This is a genomic window from Curtobacterium flaccumfaciens, assembly GCF_051548005.1.
Lineage (GTDB): Bacteria > Actinomycetota > Actinomycetes > Actinomycetales > Microbacteriaceae > Curtobacterium.
The window spans coordinates 37,619-63,467 of sequence record NZ_JBPUGH010000004.1 but is presented as its reverse complement, the minus strand read 5'-3'; the positions used below and the strand labels follow the sequence as shown (position 1 = coordinate 63,467).

Below are 25,849 nucleotides of genomic sequence, written 5' to 3'. Positions count from 1 at the left end.
CCCCCGTGCAGTTCTACGACGACCTCGCCGACGTGGCCGACGGCTTCGGACCGAGCGCTGTGACGATCGGCAAGTTCGACGGTGTGCACGTCGGGCACCGCGCCGTCATCGCGCACCTCGAGCGCGCGGCACACCAGCAGGGGCTCGTGTCCACCGTGGTCACGTTCGACCGCCACCCGTTGAGCGTGATCGACCCGGACAAGACCCCGCCCGCGTTGACGAGCACGGCGCAGCGCCGGGAACTCCTCGACCAGGCGGGTGTCGACGCGACGCTGCTCCTGCACTTCGACCAGGACCTCCAGTCGAAGGAACCCGAGGACTTCGTGTCCGAGATCCTCGTCGGCACCCTGCACGCTCGGCACGTGTTCGTCGGGAGCGACTTCCGCTTCGGTCGTCGCGGGGCCGGTGACGTCACCCTGCTCCGGCAGCTGGGGGAGCGGCACGGCTTCACGGTCGAGTTGATCGACGACGTGGACCTCGTGGACGACGTCCGGCCCGCCGGTGAGCGTCGGGTGTCCTCGACGTGGATCCGGGAACTCCTCGGTGTCGGGCGTGTCGCCGAGGCTGCGCGCCTCCTCGGTCGCGAGCACGCGGTCCGCAGCGTCGTCGTGCACGGCAACCAGCGCGGTCGTGCGATGGGCTACCCGACTGCCAACCTCGACCCGCACTGCGAGGGCTTCGTCCCGGCCGACGGGGTCTACGCGGCTCGGGTGCTGCACGAGGGCACGCTGTACCCGGCGGCGGTGTCGGTCGGCAACAACCCGACGTTCGACGGCGTTCCGGAGAAGCAGATCGAGGCGCACCTGCTCGACGTCGACATCGACCTCTACGGCGACACCATCGCGGTCCGGTTCGTCTCGTACGTGCGGGGCATGGTGAAGTTCTCGTCGATGGACGAGCTCGCCGAGCAGATGCAGCAGGACGACCGCGACATCCGCCTGCTGCTCGGGCTGCCCGCGCCCGTCTGACGCGCGGCGCTGCCCCTCGCGCGCCCGAGTCTCGTGCTCGCGCGCCCGAGTCTCGTGCAGGCGGACACGTCTCGTGTTCCGGACCACGAGACGTGTCCGTGAGCACGAGTCTCGGCGAGCAGCCGCGAGCGCAGCAGCAGCCGCAGCCGCAGCCCGCACACACAGGACGCCCCGCGACAGATCGGTCGCGGGGCGTCCTCCGTGTCGGACGGCTCAGCCGCCGAGCGCGTCGAGCCAGATCTACCGGGCGTCGAGCGCCTCTTGCGCGTCCTTGATCTTGCGCGCGTCGCCCGACTCCTTCGCAGCAGCGAGCTCGGCCTCGAGCTTGCCGATGGCGTCCTCGAGCTGGCTCGCGAGACCGGTCTGCCGGGCCTTGCGCTCCGGGTCCGAGGCCTTCCAGTGCTGGTCCTCGAGCCCACGGACGTGGTCCTCGATCTGGCGGAGGCGGTCCTCGATGCGGCGGACGTCACCCCGGGGCACCTTGCCGATCTCGTCCCAGCGCCGCTGGATGCCGGTGAGCGTCCGACGTGCGGCGACACGGTCGGTCTCCTGCAGCAGCGGCTCGGCCTCGGTCAGGAGCGCCTGCTTGGCCTCGAGGTTGGCGGAGAACTCCTCGTTCTCGACGGCCGCCTCGGCGTGGCGCTGTTCGAAGAGGACGTCACCCGCCGCCTTGAACCGTGCCCACAGTGCGTCGTCGTGCCGCTTGCCCGCGCGACCCGCTCGCTTCCAGTCGTCGAGGAGCTGCCGGTACGTCGGGATCGCGTCCGAGCCACGGGGCGCGAGGGCCTCGGCCTGGGCGACGAGGTCCTGCTTGCGGCTCCGCGCGTCGCGGTGCTGGGCGTCGAGCTCCGAGTAGAAGGCGCGCCGGTGCTGGTCGACGGTCGACCGGGCGGCACGGAACCGCTTCCACAGCTCGTTGGCCTCGTTCTTGGGGATGCGGGGCCCGTCGTGCTGGTGCTGCTGCCACCGCGCGAAGACGTCGTCGAGCTGCGCGGTGATCTGCTTCCACTGCGCGCGCGCCGGGTCGACCGCGGCGAGGCCCTCGGCCTCCTCGACCAGGGCGGAACGGTAGGCCAGCGCCTCGGTCAGGGCCTGCTGCGCCTGCTCGGCCTGCTCCTTGGTGAGCGACCCGACCTGGTCGGAGAGCGCTGCGACGCGGTCCTCGAGGGACTTGATGTCACCGACGACGCGGGCGTCGGCGAGCTGCTCGCGGAGGTGTGCGACGGTACGGGAGACGTCGTTCGCGGACGCACCACGCTGGACGCGCTGCTCGGCGATCTTCACCTGGCCCTCGAGGTCGGCGTACTTCCGTGCGAAGTAGGCGAGGGCCTCGTCCGCGGTCGCGTCCGGGTACTCGCCGACGGCTCGCTCGCCGTCGCCGTACCGGACGTACACCGTCCCGTTCTCGTCGACCCGCCCCCAGGTCGTTGCTGCTTCGTCAGATCCCACAGGTCTCGCCTCGATCGTGGTCGTGCATCGCCGACGTCCCCGTCGGCACGGTCAGGTCGTCAGCCTATTGCACGGAGCGGCCGCGGGGACGGCCGGGGTCGACGGGTTGTGGACTACTGCTCCCGCTCGATGGTCGCGCCGGTGATCGTCGTCTTCACCTTCGGCTCGCCGGTGCCGTCGCTGCCGGGGTCCGAGATGCCCTTCGAGGTGATCTTCGACACGAGTTCGGAGAGGCCGCTCGTGACCTTCCCGACGACCGTGTAGCCGCCGGTCGACCCGTCGAGGGTGGTGTCGCCCAAGACGATGAAGAACTGCGTCGACTGCGAGTACGGCGACGAGCTCCGGGCGATGGCGATCGTGCCCTTCGCGTACTCGCCGTCGCTCGGCACGTTCTCCAGCGGGCCGTACTCGAAGCCGGCGTCACCGGTGCCGTCGCCGTTCGCCGAACCGCACTGGAGGAACTGCAGCCCTTTGCTGTCGGCGAGCCGGTGGCAGGTCGTGCCGTTGTAGAACTGCTCCTGGATGAGCTTGATCTCGACGCTCGCGGCCTGTGGTGCCTTCTGCCCGTCGAGCTCGATGCCGAGGTCGACGTCCTCGTTGAGCGTCAGCGTGCCGGTCCAGGTCGAGTCCTCCGCGATGGACTTGCTCGGCACCTTCCCGGTGTTCCCGGCGGTCGCGCTCGGCGTGGGCGTCGCGGTGGCGGAGGCGCTGGCGTCCGCCTTCACGGAGCCCTGCGTGCCGGCGAAGACGAGCTGCGACCCCGTCGCGAGCGCGGCCACGACGACGAGGACGATGCCGCCGAGGACGTTGTCCCGGACCCGACGCCGCCGTTGCCGTGCGTGCAGGCCTTGACGGGCCTGGTAGAGACGGAGGCGCTCGCGCGCCTCGCGGTTGTCACGCGCCTGGTTCTTCGGTGCCACGGTGCTGGTACGGCCTCTCGTCTCGAGTGTGCGACGAGCGTAGCGGAACGCCGTCGGCGTCGGCCTGGAGGCGCGGGGCGGGCCCGCATCGTGCCTCCCGTCCGCTGGTGGGTGCTGTCGGAGGTGACGCCTAGGCTTGGTCCCATGGCGACGGACCGTTCGGGCATCAACGCGCCCACCACGGGTGGGCGAGCGGGGCTCGCCCAGGGGTCCGTGCCGCTCGCGGTGCGGATGCGGCCGACCTCCCTCGACGAGGTGGCCGGCCAGCAGCACCTCCTCGGTCGTGGTTCGCCCCTCGTGCAGCTCGCGACCGGAACACGTGAGAACCCCGGTGGTGTGTCCGTGATCCTCTGGGGGCCGCCCGGCACCGGGAAGACGACGCTCGCACAGGCGATCGCCCGCCAGTCCGGCCGCGAGTTCGTCGAGCTCTCGGCGGTCACCGCCGGCGTCAAGGACGTGCGCGAGGTGATGGAGAAGGCGCTCGCGCACCGTGACCTCTACGGGTCGACCACGGTGCTCTTCCTCGACGAGATCCACCGCTTCAGCAAGGCCCAGCAGGACGCCCTGCTCCCGGGGGTCGAGAACGGCTGGGTCATCCTCATCGCGGCGACGACCGAGAACCCGTCGTTCTCCGTGATCTCGCCGCTGCTGTCCCGCTCCCTCCTGCTCACGCTCAAGCCCCTCACCGACGCCGACCTCGGCATGCTCGTCGACCGCGCGGTCGAGGACCCCCGGGGCCTCGGCGGCGGGGTCGTCCTCGGCGACGAGGCTCGGGCCGCCATCGTCCGGCTCGCATCGGGCGATGCACGTCGTGCGCTGACCGCGCTCGAGGCGGCCGCGGGGTCGGCCGCCGCCGCGCAGGACGAGGACGACGACACGGTCCCGGTCGTCGACGCCGACACGGTGGCCGCCGCCGTCGACCGAGCACTGCTGCGGTACGACCGCCAGGGTGACGAGCACTACGACGTGATCAGCGCGTTCATCAAGTCGGTGCGGGGGAGCGACGTCGACGCCGCGCTGCACTACCTCGCGCGCATGATCGAGGCCGGCGAGGACCCCCGGTTCATCGCCCGGCGCATCATCATCTCGGCCTCCGAGGACATCGGTATGGCCGACCCCCAGGCGCTCCCGATCGCCGTCGCCGCCGCGCAGGCCGTGCAGTTGATCGGCATGCCCGAGGGGCGCATCTCGCTGGCCGAGGCCGTCGTCTACCTCGCCACGGCGCCGAAGTCGAACGCCTCGTACAACGGCGTCAACCAGGCCATCGCCGACGTGAAGGCCGGCCGCATGGGGGTCGTGCCGACGCACCTGCGCGACGCCCACTACCCGGGAGCGAAGCGGCTCGGGCACGGCAAGGGCTACGTGTACTCGCACGACGCCGAGCACGGCGTCGCTCGGCAGCAGTACCTCCCCGACGCGCTCGAGGGCACCGAGTACTACACGCCGACGACGAACGGATTCGAGCGCGAGGTCGGACCGCGGCTCGAGCGACTGCGGAAGATCACGCGCGGCGAGTAGGCGCGGCGGTGGCCCGCGGCCGCGGTTGCTGCTATCGTTGACGCGCCTACGTCCTGGTCCTCGAGCACGGCTGCGTCGAGGACAGAGTGCCACTCCGGTGGTACGGGGGCAGAGGTTCGGACTGTAGCCGTCCGATCCCACAGGCTCATCCCTCTGGATCCCGTCGTCGGGACCGATCCTTCCCGTGCGTCTCGTGCGCGCGGCTGGCGGTGCCCGTCGAGTCATTCAGTTCAGACAGAGAAAAGGACCCTGTGTCTACCAAGTCACGCACCCGCAGCAAGACCCGCCTCTCGCGCGCGCTCGGCATCCCGCTGACGCCGAAGGCGGCCCGGTACCTCGAGAAGCGCCCCTACGGTCCCGGTGAGCACGGCCGCACCCGCCGTCGCGCGGACAGCGACTACGCCGTCCGTCTCCGTGAGAAGCAGCGTCTGCGCGCCCAGTACGGCATCCGCGAGAAGCAGCTCCGCATCGTCTTCGAAGAGGCCCGCAAGACGAAGGGCCTGACCGGTGAGAACCTGGTCGAGCTCCTCGAGCAGCGCCTCGACGCCCTCGTGCTGCGCGCCGGCTTCGCCCGCACCACCGCGCAGGCCCGTCAGCTGATCGTGCACCGTCACATCCTCGTCGACGGCAAGCTCGTCGACCGTCCGTCCTTCCGCGTGAAGGAGGGGCAGCTCATCCACGTGAAGCAGCGCTCCGAGTCCCTCGAGCCGTTCCAGGTCGCCGCCGCCGGTGGGCACCAGGAAGTCCTGCCGAAGGTCCCGGGCTACCTCGAGGTCGAGATCGACAAGCTCCAGGCCCGCCTCGTGCGTCGCCCGAAGCGCGCCGAGGTCCCCGTGACCTGTGAAGTGCAGCGCGTCGTCGAGTACTACGCAGCGCGCTGATCACCTGATCGCACACGAACGGCGGGTCGTCCTCTCAGAGGGCGGCCCGCCGTTCCGTGTTCCCGCTCAGCACCGCCACTAAGCTTGTCGGGCGTGCACACCACGCACGCGAGAGGGAGAGGCACCGTGAAGCAGCTGTTCTTCGTCGCCGTCGGCGTCGTCATCGGGTTCGTGGTCGCGCACCAGGTCGCGAACACGCCCGCCGGCGCTCGCTTCTTCGCCGACGTGAACGCGCGGACGAAGGCCTTCGCCGACGCGGTCGCCGACGGGTACAAGTCCCGCGACGCCGAGCTCCGCACCGACGTCTGACCCCGGTCACCGACCGCCGAACGTCCTCCTCGCACGCACTCGACCTGAAACCAGGAAGCACCATGCAGACCGCAGAGATCCGCCGCCGTTGGCTCCAGTTCTTCGGCGACCGCGGGCACACCGTCGTCCCGTCCGCGTCGCTCGTCTCGGACGACCCGTCGCTCCTCTTCACGGTGGCCGGCATGGTGCCGTTCATCCCGTACCTCACCGGGCTCGTCCCGGCGCCGTACCCGCGCGCGACGAGCGTGCAGAAGTGCATCCGCACGAACGACATCGAAGAGGTCGGCAAGACCCCGCGCCACGGCACGTTCTTCCAGATGAACGGCAACTTCTCGTTCGGTGACTACTTCAAGGAACAGGCGATCCAGTACGCCTGGGAGCTCCTGACGACGCCGGAGGCCGACGGTGGCCTCGGGTTCTCGCCGGACGACCTCTGGGTCACGGTGTACGAGGACGACGACGAGGCGATCGCGTTCTGGAAGCAGCACTCCTCCCTGCCCGACGAGCGCATCCAGCGGCTCGGGAAGGACACCAACTACTGGTCGACCGGGCAGCCCGGTCCGGCGGGCCCCTGCTCGGAGATCTTCTTCGACCGCGGTCCGGACTACGGCATCGACGGCGGTCCGGCGACCGACGACGACCGCTACGTCGAGATCTGGAACCTCGTGTTCATGCAGTACCAGATCGCCGACGTGCGGTCGAAGTACGACTTCGAGATCACCGGCGAGCTGCCGAACAAGAACATCGACACCGGCATGGGCCTCGAGCGCGTGGCCTTCATCAAGCAGGGCGTCGACAACATGTACGAGATCGACCAGGTGCGCCCCGTCCTCGACAAGGCGGCCGAGGTCTCGGGGCGCCGGTACGGTGCGGTCCACGAGGACGACGTCCGGATGCGCGTCATCGCGGACCACGTGCGCTCGGCGCTCATGCTGATTGCCGACGGTGTCTCGCCGTCGAACGAGGGCCGCGGCTACATCCTCCGCCGGCTGCTCCGCCGGACCGTCCGTGCGATGCGCCTCCTCGGCGTCGAGGGCGCGACGTTCCCCGAGCTGTTCCCGGCCTCACGTGACGCCATGAAGGACGCCTACCCCGAGGTCGCGGAGGGTTACGACCGCATCGCGCGCATCGCCTACGCGGAAGAGGAGACCTTCCTCCGCACCCTCGCGCAGGGCACGACGATCCTCGACGTCGCGGTCGAGCGCGCGAAGGCGGACGGCAAGCCCGCGATCGGCGGCGACACCGCGTTCCTGCTGCACGACACGTTCGGCTTCCCGATCGACCTCACGCTCGAGATGGCCGAGGAAGCCGGGGTCCAGGTCGACCGCGGCGCGTTCGACACCCTGATGTCGGAGCAGCGTGCCCGTGCGAAGGCGGACGCGAAGAGCAAGAAGACCGCTCTCGCAGACCTCAGCGTCTACAGCGCGTTCCGGGCCAAGGGCGAGACGACGTTCCTCGGGTACGACGCGCTCGAGGCGGAGACCTCCGTCCTCGGCATCATCGTCGACGGCGTCAGCGTGGACCGCGCGGTCGCGGGCGACATCGCCGAGGTCATCCTCGGCGAGACCTCGCTCTACGCGGAGTCCGGCGGTCAGGACGCCGACCAGGGCTCCATCATCGGCAACGGCTTCGACCTCGAGGTCCTCGACGTCCAGCGCCCGGTCACGGGTCTGTGGAGCCACACCGTGCAGGTCCGCTCCGGCGAGGTCGGTGTCGGGGACTCCGCGACGACCGTGGTCGACGCGGAGTACCGGCGTGGTGCGACCCAGGCCCACTCGGCGACCCACCTCGTGAACGCTGCGCTGCGGGACATCCTCGGCCCGGAGGCGCTGCAGGCCGGTTCGTACAACAAGTCGGGCTACATGCGTCTCGACTTCTCGTGGTCGCAGCCCGTGTCGCTCGAGACGCGCTCCGAGATCGAGGAGGTCGTGAACAACGCGATCCGCTCGGACCTCGAGGTCTCGACCCGCGTGCTCCCGCTGTCCGAGGCGAAGGAGCTCGGCGCGCAGGCGCTGTTCGGCGAGAAGTACGGCGCCGAGGTCCGCATGGTCGACATCGGCGGCCCGTGGTCGCGCGAGCTCTGCGGTGGGACGCACGTCGCGTCGAGCGCGCAGGTCGGCCTCGTCAACCTCGTGGGGGAGTCGAGCGTCGGTTCGACGAACCGCCGTGTCGAGGCTCTCGTCGGACTCGAGGGCTTCCGCGACCTCGCGGTCGAGCGGACGATCGTGTCCCAGCTGTCGAGCGCGCTCAAGGCGCCGCGTGCAGACCTCCCGACGCGCGTCCAGTCGCTCATGGACGACCTGAAGACCGCACAGAAGCGGATCGCCGAATTCGAGTCCGCGAACCTGCAGCAGCGGGTCCCGGCGATCGCTCGGAAGGCATCGACCGTCGGTGCCACGACCGTCGTGGCGGAGACCGTCGACGGCGTCCAGTCGGGCGACGACCTCCGCTCGCTCGCGACCGGCGTGCGCGCGCAGCTCGGTGACGGCGCCGCGGTCGTCGTGCTCGGTGCCGTGGTGGGCGAGAAGCCGATCGTCATCGTCGCGACGAACGACGCGGCGCGTGCGGCGGGTGTACAGGCCGGTCCACTCGCCAAGGAGGCAGCGGGCGTCCTCGGTGGCGGCGGCGGTGGCAAGCCGGACCTCGCGCAGGGTGGCGGGACCGACGCGGCGGCCCTGCCGGCGGCGCTCCGGGCCGTGACCGACCGCCTGGTGGGCTGAGCGTGGTGATCCGGTCCGGGCGGCGGCTCGGTGTCGACGTCGGCCGGGCCCGGATCGGGATCGCCGTGTGCGACCGGGACGGGCTGCTCGCGACGCCGGTCGAGACCGTCCGACGCGACGACGACACGGACCTCCGGCGGATCCTCGCGATCGCGGACGAGTACGACGTGCTCGAGGTGGTCGTCGGGCTCCCGCTGTCGATGTCGGGCGGCGACACGCCCTCGACCGAGGACGCACGGGTGTTCGCCGCGCGGATCGCCGAGCACCGTCCGGTCCGCCTCGTGGACGAGCGGCTGTCGACCGTCACGGCCCAGCGCGGCCTCCACCAGGCCGGGCGGAACACGAAGAAATCGCGCGCCGTGATCGACCAAGCGGCCGCTGTTATCATTCTGCAACACGCGCTCGACCACGAGCGTGCGTCCGGCGCCCCGCCAGGGGCCGAGCTCCCCTGACGGACGAGCCCAGCGACGAGCGGGCTCCGACGGACCGCTGCCGTGTGCGGTGCCCAGCGGGAGTCCCCGAACGAGAGACCAGAGGATCCGTTGGCAGACGACCTGGACTGGAACGCGATCATCGCGCCCGCTGGCGACGGCGGACGGCGACGGCACGGCGACGACGCCGAGTCGGACACCGATCGCCCACTGTCACGACGTGAGGTCCGCGCACGCGAAGAGGCGGCCCGCGACGCAGCAGCACGCGACGAGGCGGCCCGCGACGCGGCAACACGTGACGCAGCAGCACGAGACGAGGCTGCGCGTGGTGCCGCCGCTCACGACGCCGGATCGGGGTCGGCCGCAACCGCATCGGACCGGGCGGCAGGGCCGATGGGCACGTCGGAGCAGGCTTCCCGACGAGACCGCGAGCGTCCGGTGTCGCCTGCCGACGCTCCGGTCGCGACCAGCGCGGACGAGCTGCACCCCGAGGTGACCGCCCTGCTGACCGGCGAGCACGTGGTGCCGCAGGACGAGGTGTCGCGAGCCGCGGAAGCACGCGCCGGTGCGGGCCGAGGCGGGGGAGGCCGCGCCTCCAGGCCGGGTCGTGAACCGCGACCGCCGCGTCGACGCGGGCCGCTCATCGCCGGACTCGTCATCGTGGCGATCGTCGTCGCGGGCGGCGTCGCCGGGTACCAGTTCATCGCACCGAAGGTGCAGCAGGTCATCGCCGCGGTCACCGGCGCGCAGGAGTCGGACGACTACAGCGGCGACGGGACCGGCAAGGTCACGATCACGATCCGCCAGGGCGACATCGGCGAGGACGTCGCGAAGACCCTCCAGCGCAGCGACGTCGTGAAGAGCTCGAAGGTCTTCTACAAGCTCCTGCTGCAGTCGCCGGAGGTGCAGTTCCAACCGGGCTCGTACACCCTCAAGAAGGAGATGAGCTCGAAGGCGGCGCTGTCCGCGCTGCAGGACCCGAAGAACGCCGTCAAGGCGTCCATCGTGATCCCCGAGGGCACCGCGCTGAAGGACATCGAGGCCGGCATGGTCTCGAAGGCGGGGCTGACCGAGGCCGAGGTGTCCGCCGCAGCGAAGGACGTGTCCGCGTACGGGCTCCCGGCGAACGCGACGACCCTCGAGGGTTGGCTCTTCCCGGCGACGTACCCGATCAACGCGGGGTGGACCGCGAAGCAGTACTTCCAGTCGATGGTCGACACGATGAAGGAGCACCTGGCTTCCGCCGGCGTGGCGGAGAAGGACCAGGAGCGCGTCATCGTCTTCGCGTCCCTCGTGCAGAAGGAGGCCGGTCTCGCGGCCGACTACCCGAAGGTCGCGCGGGTGTTCCAGAACCGGCTCGACGACGGCATGGCGCTCCAGTCCGACGCCACCGTCGCCTACGGCACCGGGAACACCCACCGGGTGACCACCACCGACGCCGAGCGGGCCGACGCGTCGAACAAGTACAACACCTACGTGCACAAGGGCCTCCCGCCGGCACCGATCTCCAACCCGGGCGACGTCGCGATCAAGGCCGTGACGAACATGGCGCAGGGCAAGTGGCTGTTCTTCGTCACCGTCAACCTCGAGACCGGCGAGACGGTGTTCTCGGACACGTACGCCGAGCACCAGGTCGCCGTCGCGCAGTTCCAGGCGTGGCTGCGCGCGCACCCCGACTACCAGTAGGCACGGCGTCGCACACGACCTCGCTGTGGGAGGATTGACACCATGCTTCGTTGGTTGACTGCTGGTGAGTCCCACGGACCCGAACTCATCGCGATGCTCGAGGGCCTGCCCGCGGGTGTCCCGGTGTCGTTCGAGTCCATCCGTACCGACCTCGCGCGCCGCAAGCTCGGGTACGGCCGGGGATCCCGCATGAAGTTCGAGCAGGACGAGCTGCACGTCTCCGGCGGCGTGCGGCACGGGTACTCCCTCGGCAGCCCGATCGCGATCCGCATCGGCAACACCGAGTGGCCGAAGTGGGTCGAGGTGATGAGCCCCGAGCCCGTCGAGCAGACCGAGATGTCGCGTGGTCGTTCGGCCCCGCTGACCCGTCCGCGCCCGGGTCACGCCGACCTCGTCGGCATGCAGAAGTACGGCTTCGACGAGGCCCGCCCCATCCTCGAGCGTGCCTCCGCCCGCGAGACCGCCGCTCGCGTGGCCCTCGGTGCGGTCGCGAAGTCGTTCCTCGCCGAGCTGGGCATGCGCTCGGTCGCCCACACGCTCCAGGTCGGGACGGTCCGCGTCCCCGACGGCACGGCACTCCCGCTGCCCGACGACGTCGACCGGCTCGACGAGGACCAGCTGCGCTGTTTCGACGCGGAGACCTCCGCGCGCATGGTCACCGAGGTCGAGGCCGCGAAGAAGGACGGCGACACCCTGGGCGGCGTCGTCGAGGTCCTGTTCTACGGCGTGCCCCCGGGGCTCGGGTCGCACGTGCAGTGGGACCGACGACTCGATGCACGTCTGGCAGCCGCGATCATGGGCATCCAGGCGATCAAGGGAGTCGAGGTCGGCGACGGATTCGCGACCGCCGGGCGCCGCGGGTCCGAAGCCCATGACGAGCTCTACCGCGAGGACGGCGAGATCGTCCGCACGACCGACCGTGCCGGCGGCACCGAGGGTGGCATGTCCACCGGGACCGTGCTCCGTGTCCGCGCGGGCATGAAGCCGATCGCGACCGTCCCGCACGCGCTGCACACGATCGACGTGACCACGGGCGACGACGCGTCAGCACACCACCAGCGCTCCGACGTCTGCGCGGTGCCGGCCTCGGGCGTCGTGGCGGAGGCGATGGTCGCGCTCGTCCTCGCCGACGCGGTCCTCGAGAAGTTCGGCGGAGACAGTGTGGCGGAGACGAAGCGGAACCTCGACGCCTACCTCGCGTCGATCCCCGAGACGCTCCGCTCCCGCCGCACCGAGTCGGCGGACACCGCGCCGACGCTGTGAACGGCGCACCGCGCGCCGGTACCCCTCGCTCAGCTCGGCTCTCGGCGCCGGTCGTCGTCATCGGCCCGATGGGCGCCGGCAAGTCCACCGTGGGCAAGCGGGTCGCGAAGGCTCTCGACGTCCCCTTCACGGACACGGACCGGGTCATCGTGCGAGAGCACGGACCGATCCCCGGGATCTTCGAGGGACGGGGTGAGCCCGCGTTCCGCGAGCTCGAGGCCGACGCCGTCCGCGACGCCGTCACGAGCGGTGGCGTGGTCGCCGTCGGTGGTGGGGCGGTGACGCACGCCGCCACCCGTGACGCGCTCGCGGGCTCGCGGATCGTTCTCCTGACGGTGTCGCCCGAAGCGGTCGCGGACCGCATCGTCGGCAGCGACCGACCGCTGCTCGCGCACGGCGGGATCGATGCGTGGCAGACCATCATGGACGCCAGGGCTGCGACCTACGCGGAGCTCGCCCACATCGTGTTCGACACCTCCCGTCGCCCGATGTCCCACGTCGTGGCGGACGTCGTCGCATGGGTGCGCGCCCTCGAAACGGACGCACACGAGCCGGACTCCGTCGCACCCGAGGCCGGTGCACCCGACACCGGCGTCGCAGACGCGCGCGGACCGGGCGCGCACGAACCAGACGCGGCCGGACCGCGCACGAACGAACCAGGAGCAACCCCGTGACCGGAACCGTCCTGCCCGAGGGCACCACCGAGATCCGCGTCGGCGGAGACGACGGGTACGTCGTCGCGGTCGGGAACGACCTGCTCGGCTCCGTGCCCGCTCTGCTCGGACCCCGTGTCGCGAAGGTCCTGATCGTGCACGCGCCGACGCTCGGCGCGCGGGCGAACGACCTGCGGCAGGTGCTCGTCGAGGCCGGGCTCGAGGCACTCATCGCCGAGGTGCCCGACGCGGAGGGCGCCAAGCGCGTCGAGGTCGCTGCGTTCTGCTGGCAGATCATGGGGCAGTCGGACTTCACGCGCACGGACGCCGTGATCGGGCTCGGGGGCGGGGCCGTCACCGACCTCGCCGGCTTCGTCGCGGCGACCTGGCTGCGCGGTGTGCCGTACGTGGCGATCCCGACGAGCGTGCTCGGCATGGTGGACGCGAGCGTCGGCGGCAAGACGGGGATCAACACGAACGAGGGGAAGAACCTCGTCGGCGCGTTCTTCGCTCCCCGTGCGGTCGTCGCGGACCTCGACCTCGTCCGCTCCCTGCCGCGCAACGAGATCCTCACCGGGTTCGCCGAGATCGTGAAGGCCGGGTTCATCGCCGTGCCGGAGATCCTCGACGTCATCGAAGCGGACGTCGACCGCGTGACCGATCCGACGACCCCGGAGTTCCGGCGGGTGGTCGAACTCGCGATCGAGCTCAAGGCCCGGGTGGTGTCGGACGACTTCACCGAGCAGGGTCGACGCGAGATCCTCAACTACGGGCACACCCTCGGCCACGCGATCGAGCACGCCGAGCGGTACCAGTGGCGGCACGGGGCGGCGGTCGCGGTCGGCATGGTGTTCGCCGCCGAGCTCGCGCGGCTCACCGGGCACCTCGACGATGCGACGGTCGACAGGCACCGCGCGATCCTGGAGTCGCTCGAGCTGCCGACGACCTACGGCATCGGCCGGTGGGAGGGACTGCTGGCGACGATGCGCCGGGACAAGAAGGCCCGTGCGGGGATGCTGCGGTTCATCATCCTCGACGGGGTCGGCAAGCCGACGACGCTCGAGGGGCCCGAGGACCACCTGCTCTTCACGGCCTACCAGGAGGTCGGCGTCTAGGCGATCCCGCGTGCTGCAGCGGATTCACCGCAGCACACGCCGAGTGCGCCGCCACCACCACTTGACGCGCATCGACATGGTGAGCACGTTAGTCCGTCGCCACTCCAGGTACTCCGGCACCGTGGCACCGTTCGTGTACGCCCAGTACTCGTCGTCGTCACGGTCCGGGTCCATCGCGTCGGGCAAGGGCTTCAGGATGGGCATCAGTGATCCTCCTCGTGGTCGTTGTCCTGTTCGCGGAGCAGTGCGACCCGTCGGAGCGCTCGGGTCGCGAGTTCACGGTCCGACTTCGACCACCACGCTACGTGTTCGAGTTCGCGCAGCACAGCGATCGAAATGTCGTACTCCGGCCCGCTTCGTCGTTCGCCGATCGACCACACGAAGCGCCGCCACGCATGCTCGCGATCGGCCGCTCGCCGCGACTGGAACGCGCCGAACCAGCTGACCACGGCCGCGACGATCGCGGCCCCTGCGGCGATCACGGCGCCGACCAGTGCTGTCTCCATGCGCCGATCCTCGACTGTCTGCCGGAACCGACGGGTGGATGCGAGCCGACCTGTGGAACGCGACCCGCGCCTCCAGGCTGTGGAGGAACGGTCTCCGTACCCGAGGCGCACCAGCCGGACCCAGGCCACGGGAGCACACTGGTCCGGTGCCCACCCCGCCCCGCCTGAGCGACCTCGGCCAGCAGGACACGGACGTCGGCAGCCTGCGCATCCGCGGCCGTCGCTTCGCCGAACTCCTCCGCATCGCCCGACGCCACCACCTCGTACCGTTCCGCCGCCTCGACTTCTCCCGTGATCCCGAGACGAGCGAGCTGCGTCGTGACCAGGCCGAGCACCTGCGCCGCGCCCTCGAGGAAGCGGGCGGGGGCTTCGTGAAGATGGGCCAGCTGCTCTCCACCCGGGACGACCTGTTGCCGGACGAGTGGACCGAGGGGCTCGCTCACCTGCAGCGCGACGTGACGCCCGCGCCGGCCGACCAGGTCGCCGAGCTCCTCGCGACCGAGCTGCACGCCCCGGTCGACGAGGTGTTCGCTGCGTTCGACCCCGAGCCCGTGGCCGCCGCGTCGATCGCGCAGGTCCACCGGGCGCGCCTCCACGACGGGACCGAGGTCGCGGTCAAGGTGCAGCGGCCGGGCATCGACACCGCCGTCCGCCGCGACGTCGACATCGCGCTGCGGGTCGTGCGGTTCCTGGCGCGCACGAGCACCGAGGCACGACAGGTCGGCGTCGTCGACGTGGCCTCGCAGTACGCGGCGGACCTGGTCCGGCAGGTGGACTTTTCGTCCGAGGCCCGGAACTTGGCCGCCCTCCGCGCGGCGCAGGCCCGGAGTGCCCGGCCCGACGAGGTGTACCTGCCCGTGCCGTACCCCGAGCTGTCCGGGCGTCGGGTCCTCGTGATGGAGTTCCTCGACGGCGACACGCTGAGCGCGCTGCGCGCGCAGCGGTCGGACCGCGACCTCGACGCGCCGATGCGCGCGATCCTCCGGGCGTTCCTCCGGCAGGTCGTCTTCGACGGGCTCTACCACGCGGACCTCCACCCGGGGAACGTCGTGCTCCTGCCCGACGGTCGGCCCGCGTTGATCGACTTCGGGTCGGTCGGGAGGCTCGACCCCGGTCTCCGGGACACGGTCCAGGAACTGCTGGCCGGCTACCTCCAGGACGACACGGCCCGGATCGCCGACAACGTCCTGCGGATGGCCCCGGTGCGCGATCCGCGCGACGAGGCCGACTTCCGTCGGGACATCGCGCGCTTCGTCGCGGACGAGCTCGGTCCGGGCGCGCGCATCGGCGTGCAGACGGTGGACGACGCCGTCGAGGTGTTCGGGCGGTACCGGTTGAAGCCGCCGCCGGACTTCGTCGCGGCAGCACGCGCCCTCGCGATTTTCGAGGGGACGCTCCGCACGCTGACGCCGTCGTTCGACCTGCTCGAGGAGTCGCGCGACCTCGCGAAGCAGCAGATCCGGGACCAGTTGCGGCCGTCGGCACTGCGGGACGTCGCCGTCCGCGAGCTGTTCGGCGTCGTGTCCGCGGCGCGGAAGCTCCCGCGTCGGGTGGACCGGATCACCGAGGCGCTCGAGACCGGACGGCTGTCGGTGAACATCCGCCTCTTCGGGGACCGGCAGGACCGACGGCTCGTGACCGGGCTCATCCGGCGCATCCTCCTGGTGCTGCTCGGGTCGGGTGCGGGGATCCTGGCGATCGTGTACCTGACGCTGCCGGCGCGGCCGACGGCGGTGCTGTCGACCGGGGCGGCCGGCGCACTGCTCGGCGGGGCGACGGTCGTGCTGCTCGGCTGGGCGGCGATCGACGCGTTGCGGGCGCGGCGGCGGGACTGAGGCTGCCGCGGCGGACCCGTCCGCTCGCACGGTGCGAGCGATTCGGATGGTGCGAGCGATTCGGATGGTGCGAGCGATTCGGATGGTGCGAGGTTCCGCGCTCGGTGCGAGGGGCAGGGCCTCGCACAGCGTGGGCAACCTCGCACCGTTGCGGCCGCGCCTCGCACGGTGCGAGGCGCGGCCCGGTGCCGACGAGCCGCTGACCCGAACCGGTCGGCACCGCGACTGCCGTCCGCCCGCGATGCGTCACCGCGCGGGCAGACGGACCCGGTCCGCTACACTCGTCGGGGCGTCGCGCCGATCCGGCCAGCGACCGCCGCGCCGGGCCGCAGTGCCCGCGAGACCTTCACAACACCATCGAACGGAAGACCCATGGCGAGCACCACTGACATCAAGAACGGCGCCGTTCTCATCATCGACGGCCAGCTCTGGTCGGTCGTCGAGTTCCAGCACGTCAAGCCGGGCAAGGGCGGTGCGTTCGTCCGCACCAAGCTCAAGAACGTCGTCTCCGGCAAGGTCGTCGACCGCACCTTCAACGCGGGCGCCAAGATCGACACCGCGACCGTCGACCGCCGCGACTACCAGTACCTGTACCAGGACGGCGAGTCGTACGTGTTCATGGACACCGACACCTACGACCAGATCCCCGTCTCGGAGACCGTCGTCGGCGACGCGAAGAACTACCTCCTCGAGTCCGCCATGGTCACCATCGCGATGAACGAGGGCAACCCGCTCTACATCGAGCTCCCGACGTCGATCGTCACCGAGGTCGAGACCGAGCCGGGCCTCCAGGGCGACCGCTCCTCCGGTGGCACGAAGGACGCGACGATCATCGCGACCGGTCACCGCATCCAGGTCCCGCTCTACCTCGAGAACGGCACCACGGTGAAGATCGACACGCGCGACGGCAGCTTCCTCGGCCGCGTCAACAACTAGGCGACGCCGTATGAGTGCTCGTTCGAAGGCCCGCAAGCGCGCCCTCGACATGCTGTACGTGGCGGAGGTCCGCGAGCTGCCGATCACGGACGTCCTCGCGACCGAGACCGTCCGGCACCTCGACCAGCCCGAGCGCGCGTCGAGCTGGGACTACGCCCGGCAGATCGTCACGGGTGTCGACGAGGCGCGGCACGAGATCGACTCCGTGATCGTCGACCACGCCCAGGGCTGGTCGATCGCGCGGATGCCGGTCCTCGACCGCTGCATCCTCCGCATGGGTGTCTGGGAGCTCCGCTTCAACAGCGAGGTCCCCGACGCGGTCGCGATCGCCGAGGCCGTCGAACTCGCGCAGTCCCTGTCCACCGAGGAGTCCGCGGGCTTCGTCAACGGTGTCCTCGGAGCGGTCGCGGGCGGACGGGCATCGGGGTCGAAGCAGCAGGCTGCACCGTCCGGTCGGACGGTCGCAGGAGGCCAGGAGTCCCGGTAGGGTTGACCACGTCAGCGTCCTTTAAGTCCGTCCGGTGAGGCGGGGAAGGAGGTCGGCGTGGGTACCCGAACGGTCCTGCAGAACACCGACATCACGCGTGCTCTGACACGCATCGCGCACGAGATCCTCGAGGCCAACCACGGCGCCTCGGACCTCGTGCTCCTGGGCATCCCGACACGGGGTGCCGTCCTGGCGGAACGCCTCGCGGCGGTCCTGTCCGACATCGAGCCCGAGTGGGCGGCCGACCGTGAGCAGCGGCTCGGCACCCTCGACGTGACGATGCACCGTGACGACCTCGGTCACGGCATCGGCCGGGCGCCGCACCGGACGACGATCCCGACGAGCGGCATCGACGGCAAGGTCGTCGTGCTCGTCGACGACGTGCTGTACTCCGGTCGCACGGTCCGGGCCGCGCTCGACGCCCTGCAGGGGATCGGCCGGCCGCGCGCCGTCCGGCTCGCCGTGCTCGTCGACCGGGGACACCGCGAGCTCCCGATCCGGGCGGACCACGTCGGCAAGAACCTGCCGACCGCGTCCGACGAGCGCGTCACCCTGCGGCTGACCGAGACGGACGGCAGCGACGAGGTCGTCATCGAACAGCCCGAGACGCAGCAGCCCGAGGCGCAGCAGCCCGAGGCGCAGCAGCCCGAGGCGCAGCGCCCCGGGGCGCAGCGCACGGGGGTGACCCCGTGAAGCACCTGCTCTCCACCGCCGACCTCTCCCGCGCCGAGGCCGTCCACATCCTCGACGTCGCCGAGGAGATGGCCGAGGTCAACACCCGCGAGGTCCGGAAGCTCCCGGCCCTCCGCGGCAAGACGGTCGTGAACCTCTTCTTCGAGGACTCCACCCGCACCCGCATCTCGTTCGAGGCCGCGGCCAAGCGCCTCTCCGCGGACGTCATCAACTTCGCCGCGAAGGGGTCGAGCGTCTCGAAGGGCGAGTCGCTGAAGGACACCGTGCAGACCCTCGGTGCGATGGGCATCGACGGCATCGTCATGCGCCACGGCGCCTCGGGCGCTCCGCGGGTGCTCGCGGACGCCGACTGGATCGACGTCCCCGTCGTCAACGCCGGCGACGGCACGCACGAGCACCCGACGCAGGCCCTGCTCGACGCGTTCACCATGCGCCGCCGCCTGCACGGCGCGGCCAGCCGGGGGAAGGGCCTCGACGGCGTGCGCGTCGCGATCGTCGGCGACGTCCTGCACAGCCGCGTCGCCCGCAGCAACGCGTGGTTGCTCCGCACGCTCGGCGCCGAGGTCACCTTCGTGGCCCCGCCGACGCTGCTGCCCGCGGTCGACCGCCCGTTCGGCGCCGCGGTGCACCACGACCTCGACGTGGCCCTCGCGGAGGACCCGGACGTCGTGATGCTCCTCCGCATCCAGCAGGAGCGCATGCACGACGCGTTCTTCCCGAACGAGCGCGAGTACACCCGTCACTTCGGGCTGACCGCGGCGCGCGCCGCCTCGCTCGCGGAGCGGACGCTCATCATGCACCCGGGCCCGATGAACCGCGGGCTGGAGATCGCGGGCGTCGCCGCCGACGACCCCCGTTCGACGGTCGTCGAGCAGGTCGCGAACGGCGTGAGCGTCCGCATGGCCGTCCTGTACCTCGCCCTCACCGGCTCCGAGGCGGCCTCGGCCGCCGCGCAGCCGTCCGCAGTACCCACGAAGGAGACCGTCGCATGACCGCCCACCTCATCCGCGGCGCGCAGCTGGTCGACGGCACGCGTGCCGACATCCGCCTGGAGGGACGGCGCGTCACCGCGGTCGGGTCCGGTCTCGACACGGCCGGCACCACGGTCGTCGATGCGGACGGTCTGATCGCCCTCCCCGGACTCGTGGACCTGCACACGCACCTCCGCGAGCCCGGTGGGGAGGAGTCGGAAACGGTCCGGACGGGCTCCCGTGCCGCGGCCGCCGGTGGCTTCACCGCCGTCAACGCGATGGCCAACTCGAACCCGGTCGCGGACACCGCCGGCGTGGTCGAGCAGGTCCAGGCGCTCGGGGACGACGCGGGCTACGTCACCGTCCGTCCGATCGGCGCCGTGTCGCAGGGGCTGCAGGGCACGCACCTGTCGGAGATCGGCGCGATGGCGACGAGCCGCGCGCGGGTCCGGGTCTTCTCGGACGACGGGTCCTGCGTCGCCGACCCCCTGCTCATGCGCCGGGCGCTCGAGTACGTCAAGGGCTTCGGCGGTGTCATCGCGCAGCACGCGCAGGAACCGAGGCTCACCATCGGTGCCCAGATGAACGAGGGCCGGCTGTCGTCGGAGCTCGGGCTCGCGGGCTGGCCGGCCGTCGCGGAAGAGGCGATCATCGCCCGCGACGTCCTGCTCGCGGACCACGTCGGCGCACGCCTGCACGTCTGCCACGTCTCGACCGCGGGCAGCGTCGAGGTGATCCGGTGGGCGAAGTCCCGCGGGATCGACGTGACCGCCGAGGTCACGCCGCACCACCTGGTCCTCACCGAGGAGCTCATCGCCGGGGTCGACGGCGCCCCCGGGTACGACGCCCGGTACAAGGTGAACCCGCCGCTCCGCGCCCGTGAGGACGTCGAGGCGCTCCGGGCCGCCCTGGCCGACGGCACGATCGACATCGTCGCCACCGACCACGCGCCGCACACCGCCGAGGCGAAGTGCTGCGAGTGGCCGGCCGCCGCGAACGGGATGGTCGGCCTCGAGTCCGCGCTGAGCGTCGTGCAGTCCGCGGTGGTGGAGTCCGGGCAGCTCGCCTGGTCGGACGTCGCCCGGGTGCTGTCGGAGGCTCCGGCGCGCATCGGCCAGGTCGAGGGCCACGGGCAGCGGATCGCCGAGGGCGCCCCGGCCGAGGTCACGCTCTACGACCCGAGTGCGTCACGGGAGTTCGCCGTGACCGACCTCGCCGGCCAGTCGCAGAACTCGCCGTACCTCGGCATGCGCCTGCCCGGCCGGGTCGTCGCCACGTTCCACCACGGCTACCCGACCGTGCTCGACGGCACCGTCGTCGACGACGAGACGGTCGCGGCGCGCGCCGCCGAGACGATCACGGCGCACGCCGAGACGGTCACGTCGCAGGCCGCCGCGACCCGGGCTGCAGCGCGGTGAGCGGCGACGCCGCCCGGTGGCTCACCGGGGGAGTCATCCTCCTCCTGGTGGCCCTGCTGTTCCTCGCGATGGCGCGCACCTGGCGGACCCGGAGCCGCGCGCAGGCCGCAGCCGTGCCTCCCGTCCCGGTCCCGGCCGACCCGGGTCCGCAGGTCGGGTCGTGGGACGGCTTCACGGTCGCGACGACCCGCGCGGACCAGCCGCTGGAGCGCATCACCGCCGGCGGTCTCGGCTTCCGCAGCCGCGGCGGCGTGACCGTCCACGAGCACGGCGTCGTGCTGCACCACGCCGGGGCACCCGACCGTTGGGTCGCGAGCGACGCCGTCCGCGGCGCCGACCGCGCCACGTGGGCCATCGACCGCGTGGTCGAGCCCGGGGGACTGGTCCGTCTGCGATGGACGGCGACCGGCGCCGCAGGTGCGACGGACCTCGACACCTACTTCCGGTTCCCGGAGGGCGACGCGGCAGCAGCACTCGCCGCCCTGCAGGGACCGACGACGAAGCACGAGCACCCGCACACCGCGGGCGAAGGGACGAACTGATGACACGCGAACGGGCCGTACTGGTCCTCGAGGACGGCACCCGCTACGACGGACGGGCGTACGGCGCTCGAGGCCGATCCCTGGGTGAGGTGGTCTTCGCGACCGGCATGACCGGGTACCAGGAGACGCTGACCGACCCGTCCTACGCCGGGCAGATCGTGGTGCAGACCGCGCCGCACATCGGCAACACGGGTGTGAACGACGAGGACCCCGAGTCCCGCCGCATCTGGGTGGCCGGGTACGTGGTGCGCGACCCGAGCCGCATCGTGTCGAACCACCGCGCGAACGCGACGCTCGACGACCACCTCGTCCGTGACGGCATCGTGGGCATCTCCGGCATCGACACCCGGGCGCTCACCCGTCGGATCCGTGACGCCGGTGCCATGAAGGGCGGCGTGTTCAGCGGCGCCCACGCGGACCTGTCGCCGGACGAGCAGCTCGCTGCCGTCCGCGAGCAGGCCGGCATGGCCGGGGCGAGCTTCTCCTCGGTCGTGTCCACCCCCGAGACCTACGTGGTCCCCGCGGTCGGCGAGCAGATCGGCCGGCTGGCCGTGCTCGACCTCGGTGTGAAGGCCTCGACCACCCGGTACCTCGCCGAGCGCGGGTTCGAGGTGCACGTCGTGCCCCAGGACATCACGGCCGAGGCCCTCGAAGCCCTCGACCCCGACGCGCTCTTCTACTCGAACGGCCCCGGCGACCCGGCCGCGAGCGACGCCCAGGTCGAACTCCTGCAGGACAGCCTGAAGACCGGTCGCCCGTTCTTCGGCATCTGCTTCGGCAACCAGCTGCTCGGCCGTGCGCTCGGCTTCGGCACGTACAAGCTGCCGTTCGGTCACCGCGGCATCAACCAGCCGGTGCTCGACACGGCGACCGGCAAGGTCGAGATCACGAGCCAGAACCACGGCTTCGCGGTCGACGCGCCCCTCGGCGAGGTCATCGAGTCGCCCGCCGGGTTCGGCCGCGTCGAGGTCTCCCACTACTCCCTGAACGACCAGGTGGTCGAGGGGCTCCGCGCGCTCGACGTCCCCGCGTTCAGCGTGCAGTACCACCCGGAGGCAGCGGCCGGTCCGCACGACTCCATGTACCTCTTCGACCGGTTCGCGGACCTCGTGCGCGAGCGACGCGCGGGCCAGCCGCTCGACCCGGCGACCGCCACCGCCACCACCCCCGCAGCCGACGTCACCAAGGAAGCCAACTGATGCCGAAGCGCGCAGACATCAACTCCGTCCTCGTCATCGGCTCCGGCCCGATCGTCATCGGGCAGGCCGCCGAGTTCGACTACTCCGGCACCCAGGCGTGCCGCGTCCTCCGCGCCGAGGGGGTCCGCGTCATCCTCGTCAACCCGAACCCGGCGACGATCATGACGGACCCCGACTTCGCGGACGCGACGTACATCGAGCCGATCACGAACGCCTCGCTCGAGGAGATCATCAAGATCGAGCGGCCCGATGCCGTCCTGCCGACGCTCGGCGGACAGACCGCCCTGAACGCGGCGATCAAGCTCGACGAGGCCGGGATCCTCGAGAAGCACGGCGTCGAGCTCATCGGCGCCAAGGTCGACGCCATCCAGCGTGGCGAGGACCGCCAGCTCTTCAAGGAGCTCGTACTCGAGTCCGGCGCCGACGTCGCCCGCAGCCACATCGCGCACACCCTCGAGGAAGCCAAGGAGTACGCGGCCGATCTCGGGTACCCGCTCGTCGTCCGTCCGTCCTTCACGATGGGCGGCCTCGGCTCGGGCTTCGCCTACAACGAGGAGGAACTGGTCCGCTTCGTCGGTGACGGCCTCCAGTCCAGCCCGACCACCGAGGTGCTCCTGGAGGAGTCGATCCTCGGCTGGAAGGAGTACGAGCTCGAGCTCATGCGGGACAACTTCGACAACACGGTCGTCATCTGCTCGATCGAGAACGTCGACCCGGTCGGCGTCCACACCGGCGACTCGATCACGGTCGCCCCGGCCCTGACGCTGACCGACCGCGAGTACCAGAACATGCGGAACATCGGCATCGACATCATCCGCCGCGTGGGCGTCGACACCGGTGGCTGCAACATCCAGTTCGCCGTCGACCCGTCGAACGGCCGCATCATCGTCATCGAGATGAACCCCCGCGTGTCGCGCTCGTCGGCCCTCGCATCGAAGGCGACGGGCTTCCCGATCGCGAAGATCGCTGCGAAGCTCGCCATCGGGTACCGCCTCGACGAGATCCAGAACGACATCACGCAGGTGACGCCGGCGAGCTTCGAGCCGACGCTCGACTACGTCGTCGTGAAGACCCCGCGGTTCGCGTTCGAGAAGTTCCCGGCCGCGGACGCCACCCTCACCACGACCCTGAAGAGCGTGGGCGAGGCGATGGCCATCGGCCGGAACTATGCCACCGCCCTGCAGAAGTCGCTCCGCTCGCTCGAGAAGCGCGGCTCGTCGTTCCACTGGGACACCCCGGCCGCCGAGCTCGACAAGGACGCGCTGCTCGAGAAGTCGAAGACCCCGACCGACGGCCGCATCGTCACGGTGCAGCAGGCGCTCGTCGCCGGTGCAACGGCGGAGGAGGTCTTCGAGGCGACGAAGATCGACCCGTGGTTCATCGACCAGATCGTCCTCATCAACGAGGTCGCCGACGAGGTGCGGGACGCCGAGACCCTCGACGCCGACACCCTGCGCTGGGCGAAGGAGCACGGGTTCAGCGACGCGCAGATCGCGGCCCTGCGCGGGATCACCGAGCAGGACGCCCGGGACGCCCGCCATGCGCTCGGCATCCGACCGGTCTTCAAGACGGTGGACACGTGCGCCGGTGAGTTCCCGGCCCTCACGCCGTACCACTACTCGTCGTACGACACCGAGACCGAGGTCGCCGCGAGCGACCGCAAGAAGGTCGTCATCCTCGGCTCCGGTCCGAACCGCATCGGCCAGGGCGTCGAGTTCGACTACTCCTGCGTGCACGCCTCCTTCGCGCTGAGCGACGCCGGGTTCGAGACGATCATGATCAACTGCAACCCCGAGACGGTCTCCACCGACTACGACACCTCGGACCGCCTCTACTTCGAGCCGCTGACCACCGAGGACGTCCTCGAGGTCATCGAGGCCGAGGCGGCGTCCGGCGAGCTCGTCGGCGTCGTCGTGCAGCTCGGCGGGCAGACGGCCCTCGGGCTCGCGAAGCCGCTCGAGGCCGCGGGGATCCCCATCCTCGGGACCTCGCCCACGGCGATCGACTCGGCCGAGGAGCGTGGCCAGTTCTCCGCGATCCTCGACGAGGCAGGCCTCCTCGCACCCCGCAACGGCACGGCGCACGACCTCGCGAGCGCGACCGCCGTGGCCGAGGAGATCGGCTACCCGGTCCTCGTCCGCCCGTCGTTCGTGCTCGGCGGCCGCGGCATGGAGATCGTCTACGACCCGACCGCCCTCGCCGACTACTTCGACCGCATGGCCGACCAGGCGATCATCGGCCCGGAGCTGCCGCTGCTGGTCGACCGCTTCCTCGACGACGCGGTGGAGATCGACGTCGACGCCCTGTTCGACGGGGAGCGCCTGTACATCGGCGGGATCATGGAGCACATCGAGGAGGCCGGCATCCACTCCGGCGACTCGGCGTGCACCCTGCCCCCGGTCGGACTGGGCAAGGCGGAGATCCGCGGTGTGGTCGAGGCCACCGAGCGGATCGCGCGCGGCATCGGCGTGCAGGGCCTGCTCAACGTGCAGTTCGCGATCGGCGCCGGCGTGCTCTACGTGCTCGAGGCCAATCCGCGTGCGAGCCGCACGGTCCCGTTCGTCTCGAAGGCGCTCGGCATCCCGCTCGCCAAGGCCGCGAGCCGCATCATGACGGGAACGTCCATCGACCAGCTGGTCACCGAGGGCCTGTTGCCCGAGCGCGACGGCTCGTCGGTGCCCCCGCAGGCTCCGGTCGCCGTCAAGGAGGCCGTCCTGCCCTTCCGCCGGTTCCGGACGCACGACGGCCAGGTCGTCGACTCGGTGCTCAGCCCCGAGATGCGCTCCACGGGCGAGGTGATGGGCATCGACCGCGACTTCCCGCGCGCGTTCCTCAAGTCGCAGGACGCCGCGTACGGTGGCCTGCCGACGAGCGGCACCGTCTTCGTGAGCGTCGCCGACACCGACAAGCGCCAGGTCGTCCTGCCGATCCACCGCCTCCAGCAGCTCGGCTTCACGATCACCGCGACCGAGGGAACCGCCGAGGTCCTCCGCCGCAACGGCATCGAGGTCACCCTCGTCGGCAAGTACAGCGAGGGCGGCGAGAGCGTCGTCGACCTGCTCGCCCGCGGCGAGGTCGACGTCGTCATCAACACGCCCTCCGGCGCGGCCGGTCGTGCCGACGGCTACGAGATCCGCGCGGCGACGGTCGCGGCGGACAAGCCGTTGTTCACGACGATCGCCCAGCTCGGCGCGGCGGTCGCCGCGATCGAGACGATCGGCACCGAGCACACGGTCCGCAGCCTGCAGGACTACGCGCTCGAGCGCGCCACCTGGTGACGGCCGGTCTCGTGACTGCTGACACCCGGCCTGGGCCCACGCCGCCGGTCCCGGACCGACGCGCCAGCGGC

The 25,849-nt window shown here is 71.1% G+C and carries 23 protein-coding genes; 19 read left to right on the top strand and 4 right to left on the bottom strand.

Annotated elements, in window-relative coordinates:
- The first annotated feature begins 5 nt into the window (after positions 1–5).
- On the top strand, positions 6–968 hold the full coding sequence (locus ACSW7Y_RS01425) for a bifunctional riboflavin kinase/FAD synthetase (RefSeq protein WP_438124563.1): 963 nt from the start codon (positions 6–8) through the stop codon (positions 966–968).
- A gap of 240 nt (positions 969–1,208) precedes the next feature.
- On the opposite strand, the gene ACSW7Y_RS01420 is transcribed toward ACSW7Y_RS01425, so the two are convergent.
- Together ACSW7Y_RS01420 and ACSW7Y_RS01415 are read right to left on the bottom strand one after the other, a co-directional pair.
- Positions 1,209–2,417 carry a DUF349 domain-containing protein gene (locus ACSW7Y_RS01420; RefSeq protein WP_438124562.1) on the bottom strand — a complete coding sequence of 403 codons (1,209 nt, stop codon included), beginning with the start codon at positions 2,415–2,417 and terminating at the stop codon, positions 1,209–1,211.
- Between the two features lie 113 nt (positions 2,418–2,530).
- Positions 2,531–3,337, bottom strand: coding sequence for a peptidylprolyl isomerase (locus tag ACSW7Y_RS01415; protein WP_438124561.1), 807 nt, complete (start codon positions 3,335–3,337; stop codon positions 2,531–2,533).
- Between the two features lie 144 nt (positions 3,338–3,481).
- Here ACSW7Y_RS01415 and ACSW7Y_RS01410 point away from each other — a divergent pair, with 144 nt between their 5' ends.
- The 9 genes from ACSW7Y_RS01410 (at position 3,482) to aroB (ending at position 13,913) form a co-directional block, all read left to right on the top strand.
- Positions 3,482–4,855 carry a replication-associated recombination protein A gene (locus ACSW7Y_RS01410; RefSeq protein ID WP_438124560.1) on the top strand — a complete coding sequence of 458 codons (1,374 nt, stop codon included), beginning with the start codon at positions 3,482–3,484 and terminating at the stop codon, positions 4,853–4,855.
- Between the two features lie 251 nt (positions 4,856–5,106).
- Positions 5,107–5,736 (top strand): 30S ribosomal protein S4, encoded by a 630-nt coding sequence (gene rpsD / locus ACSW7Y_RS01405; RefSeq protein ID WP_438124559.1) that lies wholly within the window; start codon positions 5,107–5,109, stop codon positions 5,734–5,736.
- 126 nt (positions 5,737–5,862) lie between these two features.
- Positions 5,863–6,045, top strand: coding sequence for a hypothetical protein (locus tag ACSW7Y_RS01400; RefSeq protein WP_096899128.1), 183 nt, complete (start codon positions 5,863–5,865; stop codon positions 6,043–6,045).
- A 62-nt stretch (positions 6,046–6,107) separates the two neighbouring features.
- Positions 6,108–8,765 carry an alanine--tRNA ligase gene (gene alaS / locus ACSW7Y_RS01395; RefSeq protein WP_438124558.1) on the top strand — a complete coding sequence of 886 codons (2,658 nt, stop codon included), beginning with the start codon at positions 6,108–6,110 and terminating at the stop codon, positions 8,763–8,765.
- A gap of 8 nt (positions 8,766–8,773) precedes the next feature.
- The gene (ruvX, locus tag ACSW7Y_RS01390) at positions 8,774–9,217 is read left to right on the top strand and encodes a Holliday junction resolvase RuvX (protein WP_438124576.1); all 444 of its coding nucleotides are present in this window, start codon (positions 8,774–8,776) and stop codon (positions 9,215–9,217) included.
- Positions 9,218–9,634: 417 nt separating this feature from the next.
- On the top strand, positions 9,635–10,882 hold the full coding sequence (gene mltG / locus ACSW7Y_RS01385) for an endolytic transglycosylase MltG (RefSeq protein ID WP_438124557.1): 1,248 nt from the start codon (positions 9,635–9,637) through the stop codon (positions 10,880–10,882).
- Positions 10,883–10,924: 42 nt separating this feature from the next.
- Complete coding sequence (aroC, locus tag ACSW7Y_RS01380; protein WP_438124556.1) at positions 10,925–12,145, top strand: chorismate synthase; 1,221 nt, start codon at positions 10,925–10,927, stop codon at positions 12,143–12,145.
- Positions 12,142–12,819 (top strand): shikimate kinase, encoded by a 678-nt coding sequence (locus ACSW7Y_RS01375; protein ID WP_438124555.1) that lies wholly within the window; start codon positions 12,142–12,144, stop codon positions 12,817–12,819. The genes aroC and ACSW7Y_RS01375 overlap by 4 nt, the downstream gene beginning before the upstream one ends.
- Positions 12,816–13,913, top strand: a complete 1,098-nt coding sequence (gene aroB / locus ACSW7Y_RS01370) for a 3-dehydroquinate synthase (RefSeq protein WP_438124554.1) — start codon at positions 12,816–12,818, stop codon at positions 13,911–13,913. The genes ACSW7Y_RS01375 and aroB overlap by 4 nt, the downstream gene beginning before the upstream one ends.
- A 24-nt stretch (positions 13,914–13,937) precedes the next feature.
- Here the strand turns inward: aroB and ACSW7Y_RS01365 are convergent, their stop codons facing one another.
- Together ACSW7Y_RS01365 and ACSW7Y_RS01360 are read right to left on the bottom strand one after the other, a co-directional pair.
- Entirely contained in the window at positions 13,938–14,117 is a 180-nt protein-coding gene (locus ACSW7Y_RS01365) for a hypothetical protein (RefSeq protein WP_438124553.1), read from the bottom strand.
- Positions 14,117–14,419, bottom strand: a complete 303-nt coding sequence (locus ACSW7Y_RS01360) for a hypothetical protein (protein ID WP_438124552.1) — start codon at positions 14,417–14,419, stop codon at positions 14,117–14,119. The genes ACSW7Y_RS01365 and ACSW7Y_RS01360 overlap by 1 nt, the downstream gene beginning before the upstream one ends.
- A 146-nt stretch (positions 14,420–14,565) precedes the next feature.
- Here ACSW7Y_RS01360 and ACSW7Y_RS01355 point away from each other — a divergent pair, with 146 nt between their 5' ends.
- From ACSW7Y_RS01355 to carB, 9 genes are all read left to right on the top strand, one after another.
- On the top strand, positions 14,566–16,254 hold the full coding sequence (locus ACSW7Y_RS01355; protein ID WP_438124551.1) for an ABC1 kinase family protein: 1,689 nt from the start codon (positions 14,566–14,568) through the stop codon (positions 16,252–16,254).
- Between the two features lie 372 nt (positions 16,255–16,626).
- A complete protein-coding gene (gene efp, locus ACSW7Y_RS01350) occupies positions 16,627–17,190 on the top strand; it encodes an elongation factor P (protein WP_022902498.1) in 564 nt (187 codons plus the stop codon).
- 10 nt (positions 17,191–17,200) lie between these two features.
- Complete coding sequence (nusB, locus tag ACSW7Y_RS01345) at positions 17,201–17,677, top strand: transcription antitermination factor NusB (protein WP_438124550.1); 477 nt, start codon at positions 17,201–17,203, stop codon at positions 17,675–17,677.
- Positions 17,678–17,734: 57 nt separating this feature from the next.
- The gene (gene pyrR, locus ACSW7Y_RS01340) at positions 17,735–18,370 is read left to right on the top strand and encodes a bifunctional pyr operon transcriptional regulator/uracil phosphoribosyltransferase PyrR (protein WP_438124549.1); all 636 of its coding nucleotides are present in this window, start codon (positions 17,735–17,737) and stop codon (positions 18,368–18,370) included.
- Positions 18,367–19,362 (top strand): aspartate carbamoyltransferase catalytic subunit, encoded by a 996-nt coding sequence (locus ACSW7Y_RS01335; RefSeq protein ID WP_438124548.1) that lies wholly within the window; start codon positions 18,367–18,369, stop codon positions 19,360–19,362. Before pyrR ends, ACSW7Y_RS01335 begins: the two co-directional genes overlap by 4 nt.
- A complete protein-coding gene (locus ACSW7Y_RS01330) occupies positions 19,359–20,759 on the top strand; it encodes a dihydroorotase (protein WP_438124547.1) in 1,401 nt (466 codons plus the stop codon). The genes ACSW7Y_RS01335 and ACSW7Y_RS01330 overlap by 4 nt, the downstream gene beginning before the upstream one ends.
- Entirely contained in the window at positions 20,756–21,301 is a 546-nt protein-coding gene (locus tag ACSW7Y_RS01325) for a PH-like domain-containing protein (RefSeq protein ID WP_438124546.1), read from the top strand. The genes ACSW7Y_RS01330 and ACSW7Y_RS01325 overlap by 4 nt, the downstream gene beginning before the upstream one ends.
- The gene (carA, locus tag ACSW7Y_RS01320) at positions 21,301–22,500 is read left to right on the top strand and encodes a glutamine-hydrolyzing carbamoyl-phosphate synthase small subunit (protein ID WP_438124545.1); all 1,200 of its coding nucleotides are present in this window, start codon (positions 21,301–21,303) and stop codon (positions 22,498–22,500) included. The genes ACSW7Y_RS01325 and carA overlap by 1 nt, the downstream gene beginning before the upstream one ends.
- Positions 22,500–25,778 carry a carbamoyl-phosphate synthase large subunit gene (gene carB, locus ACSW7Y_RS01315; RefSeq protein WP_438124544.1) on the top strand — a complete coding sequence of 1,093 codons (3,279 nt, stop codon included), beginning with the start codon at positions 22,500–22,502 and terminating at the stop codon, positions 25,776–25,778. Before carA ends, carB begins: the two co-directional genes overlap by 1 nt.
- Positions 25,779–25,849: the final 71 nt, after the last annotated feature.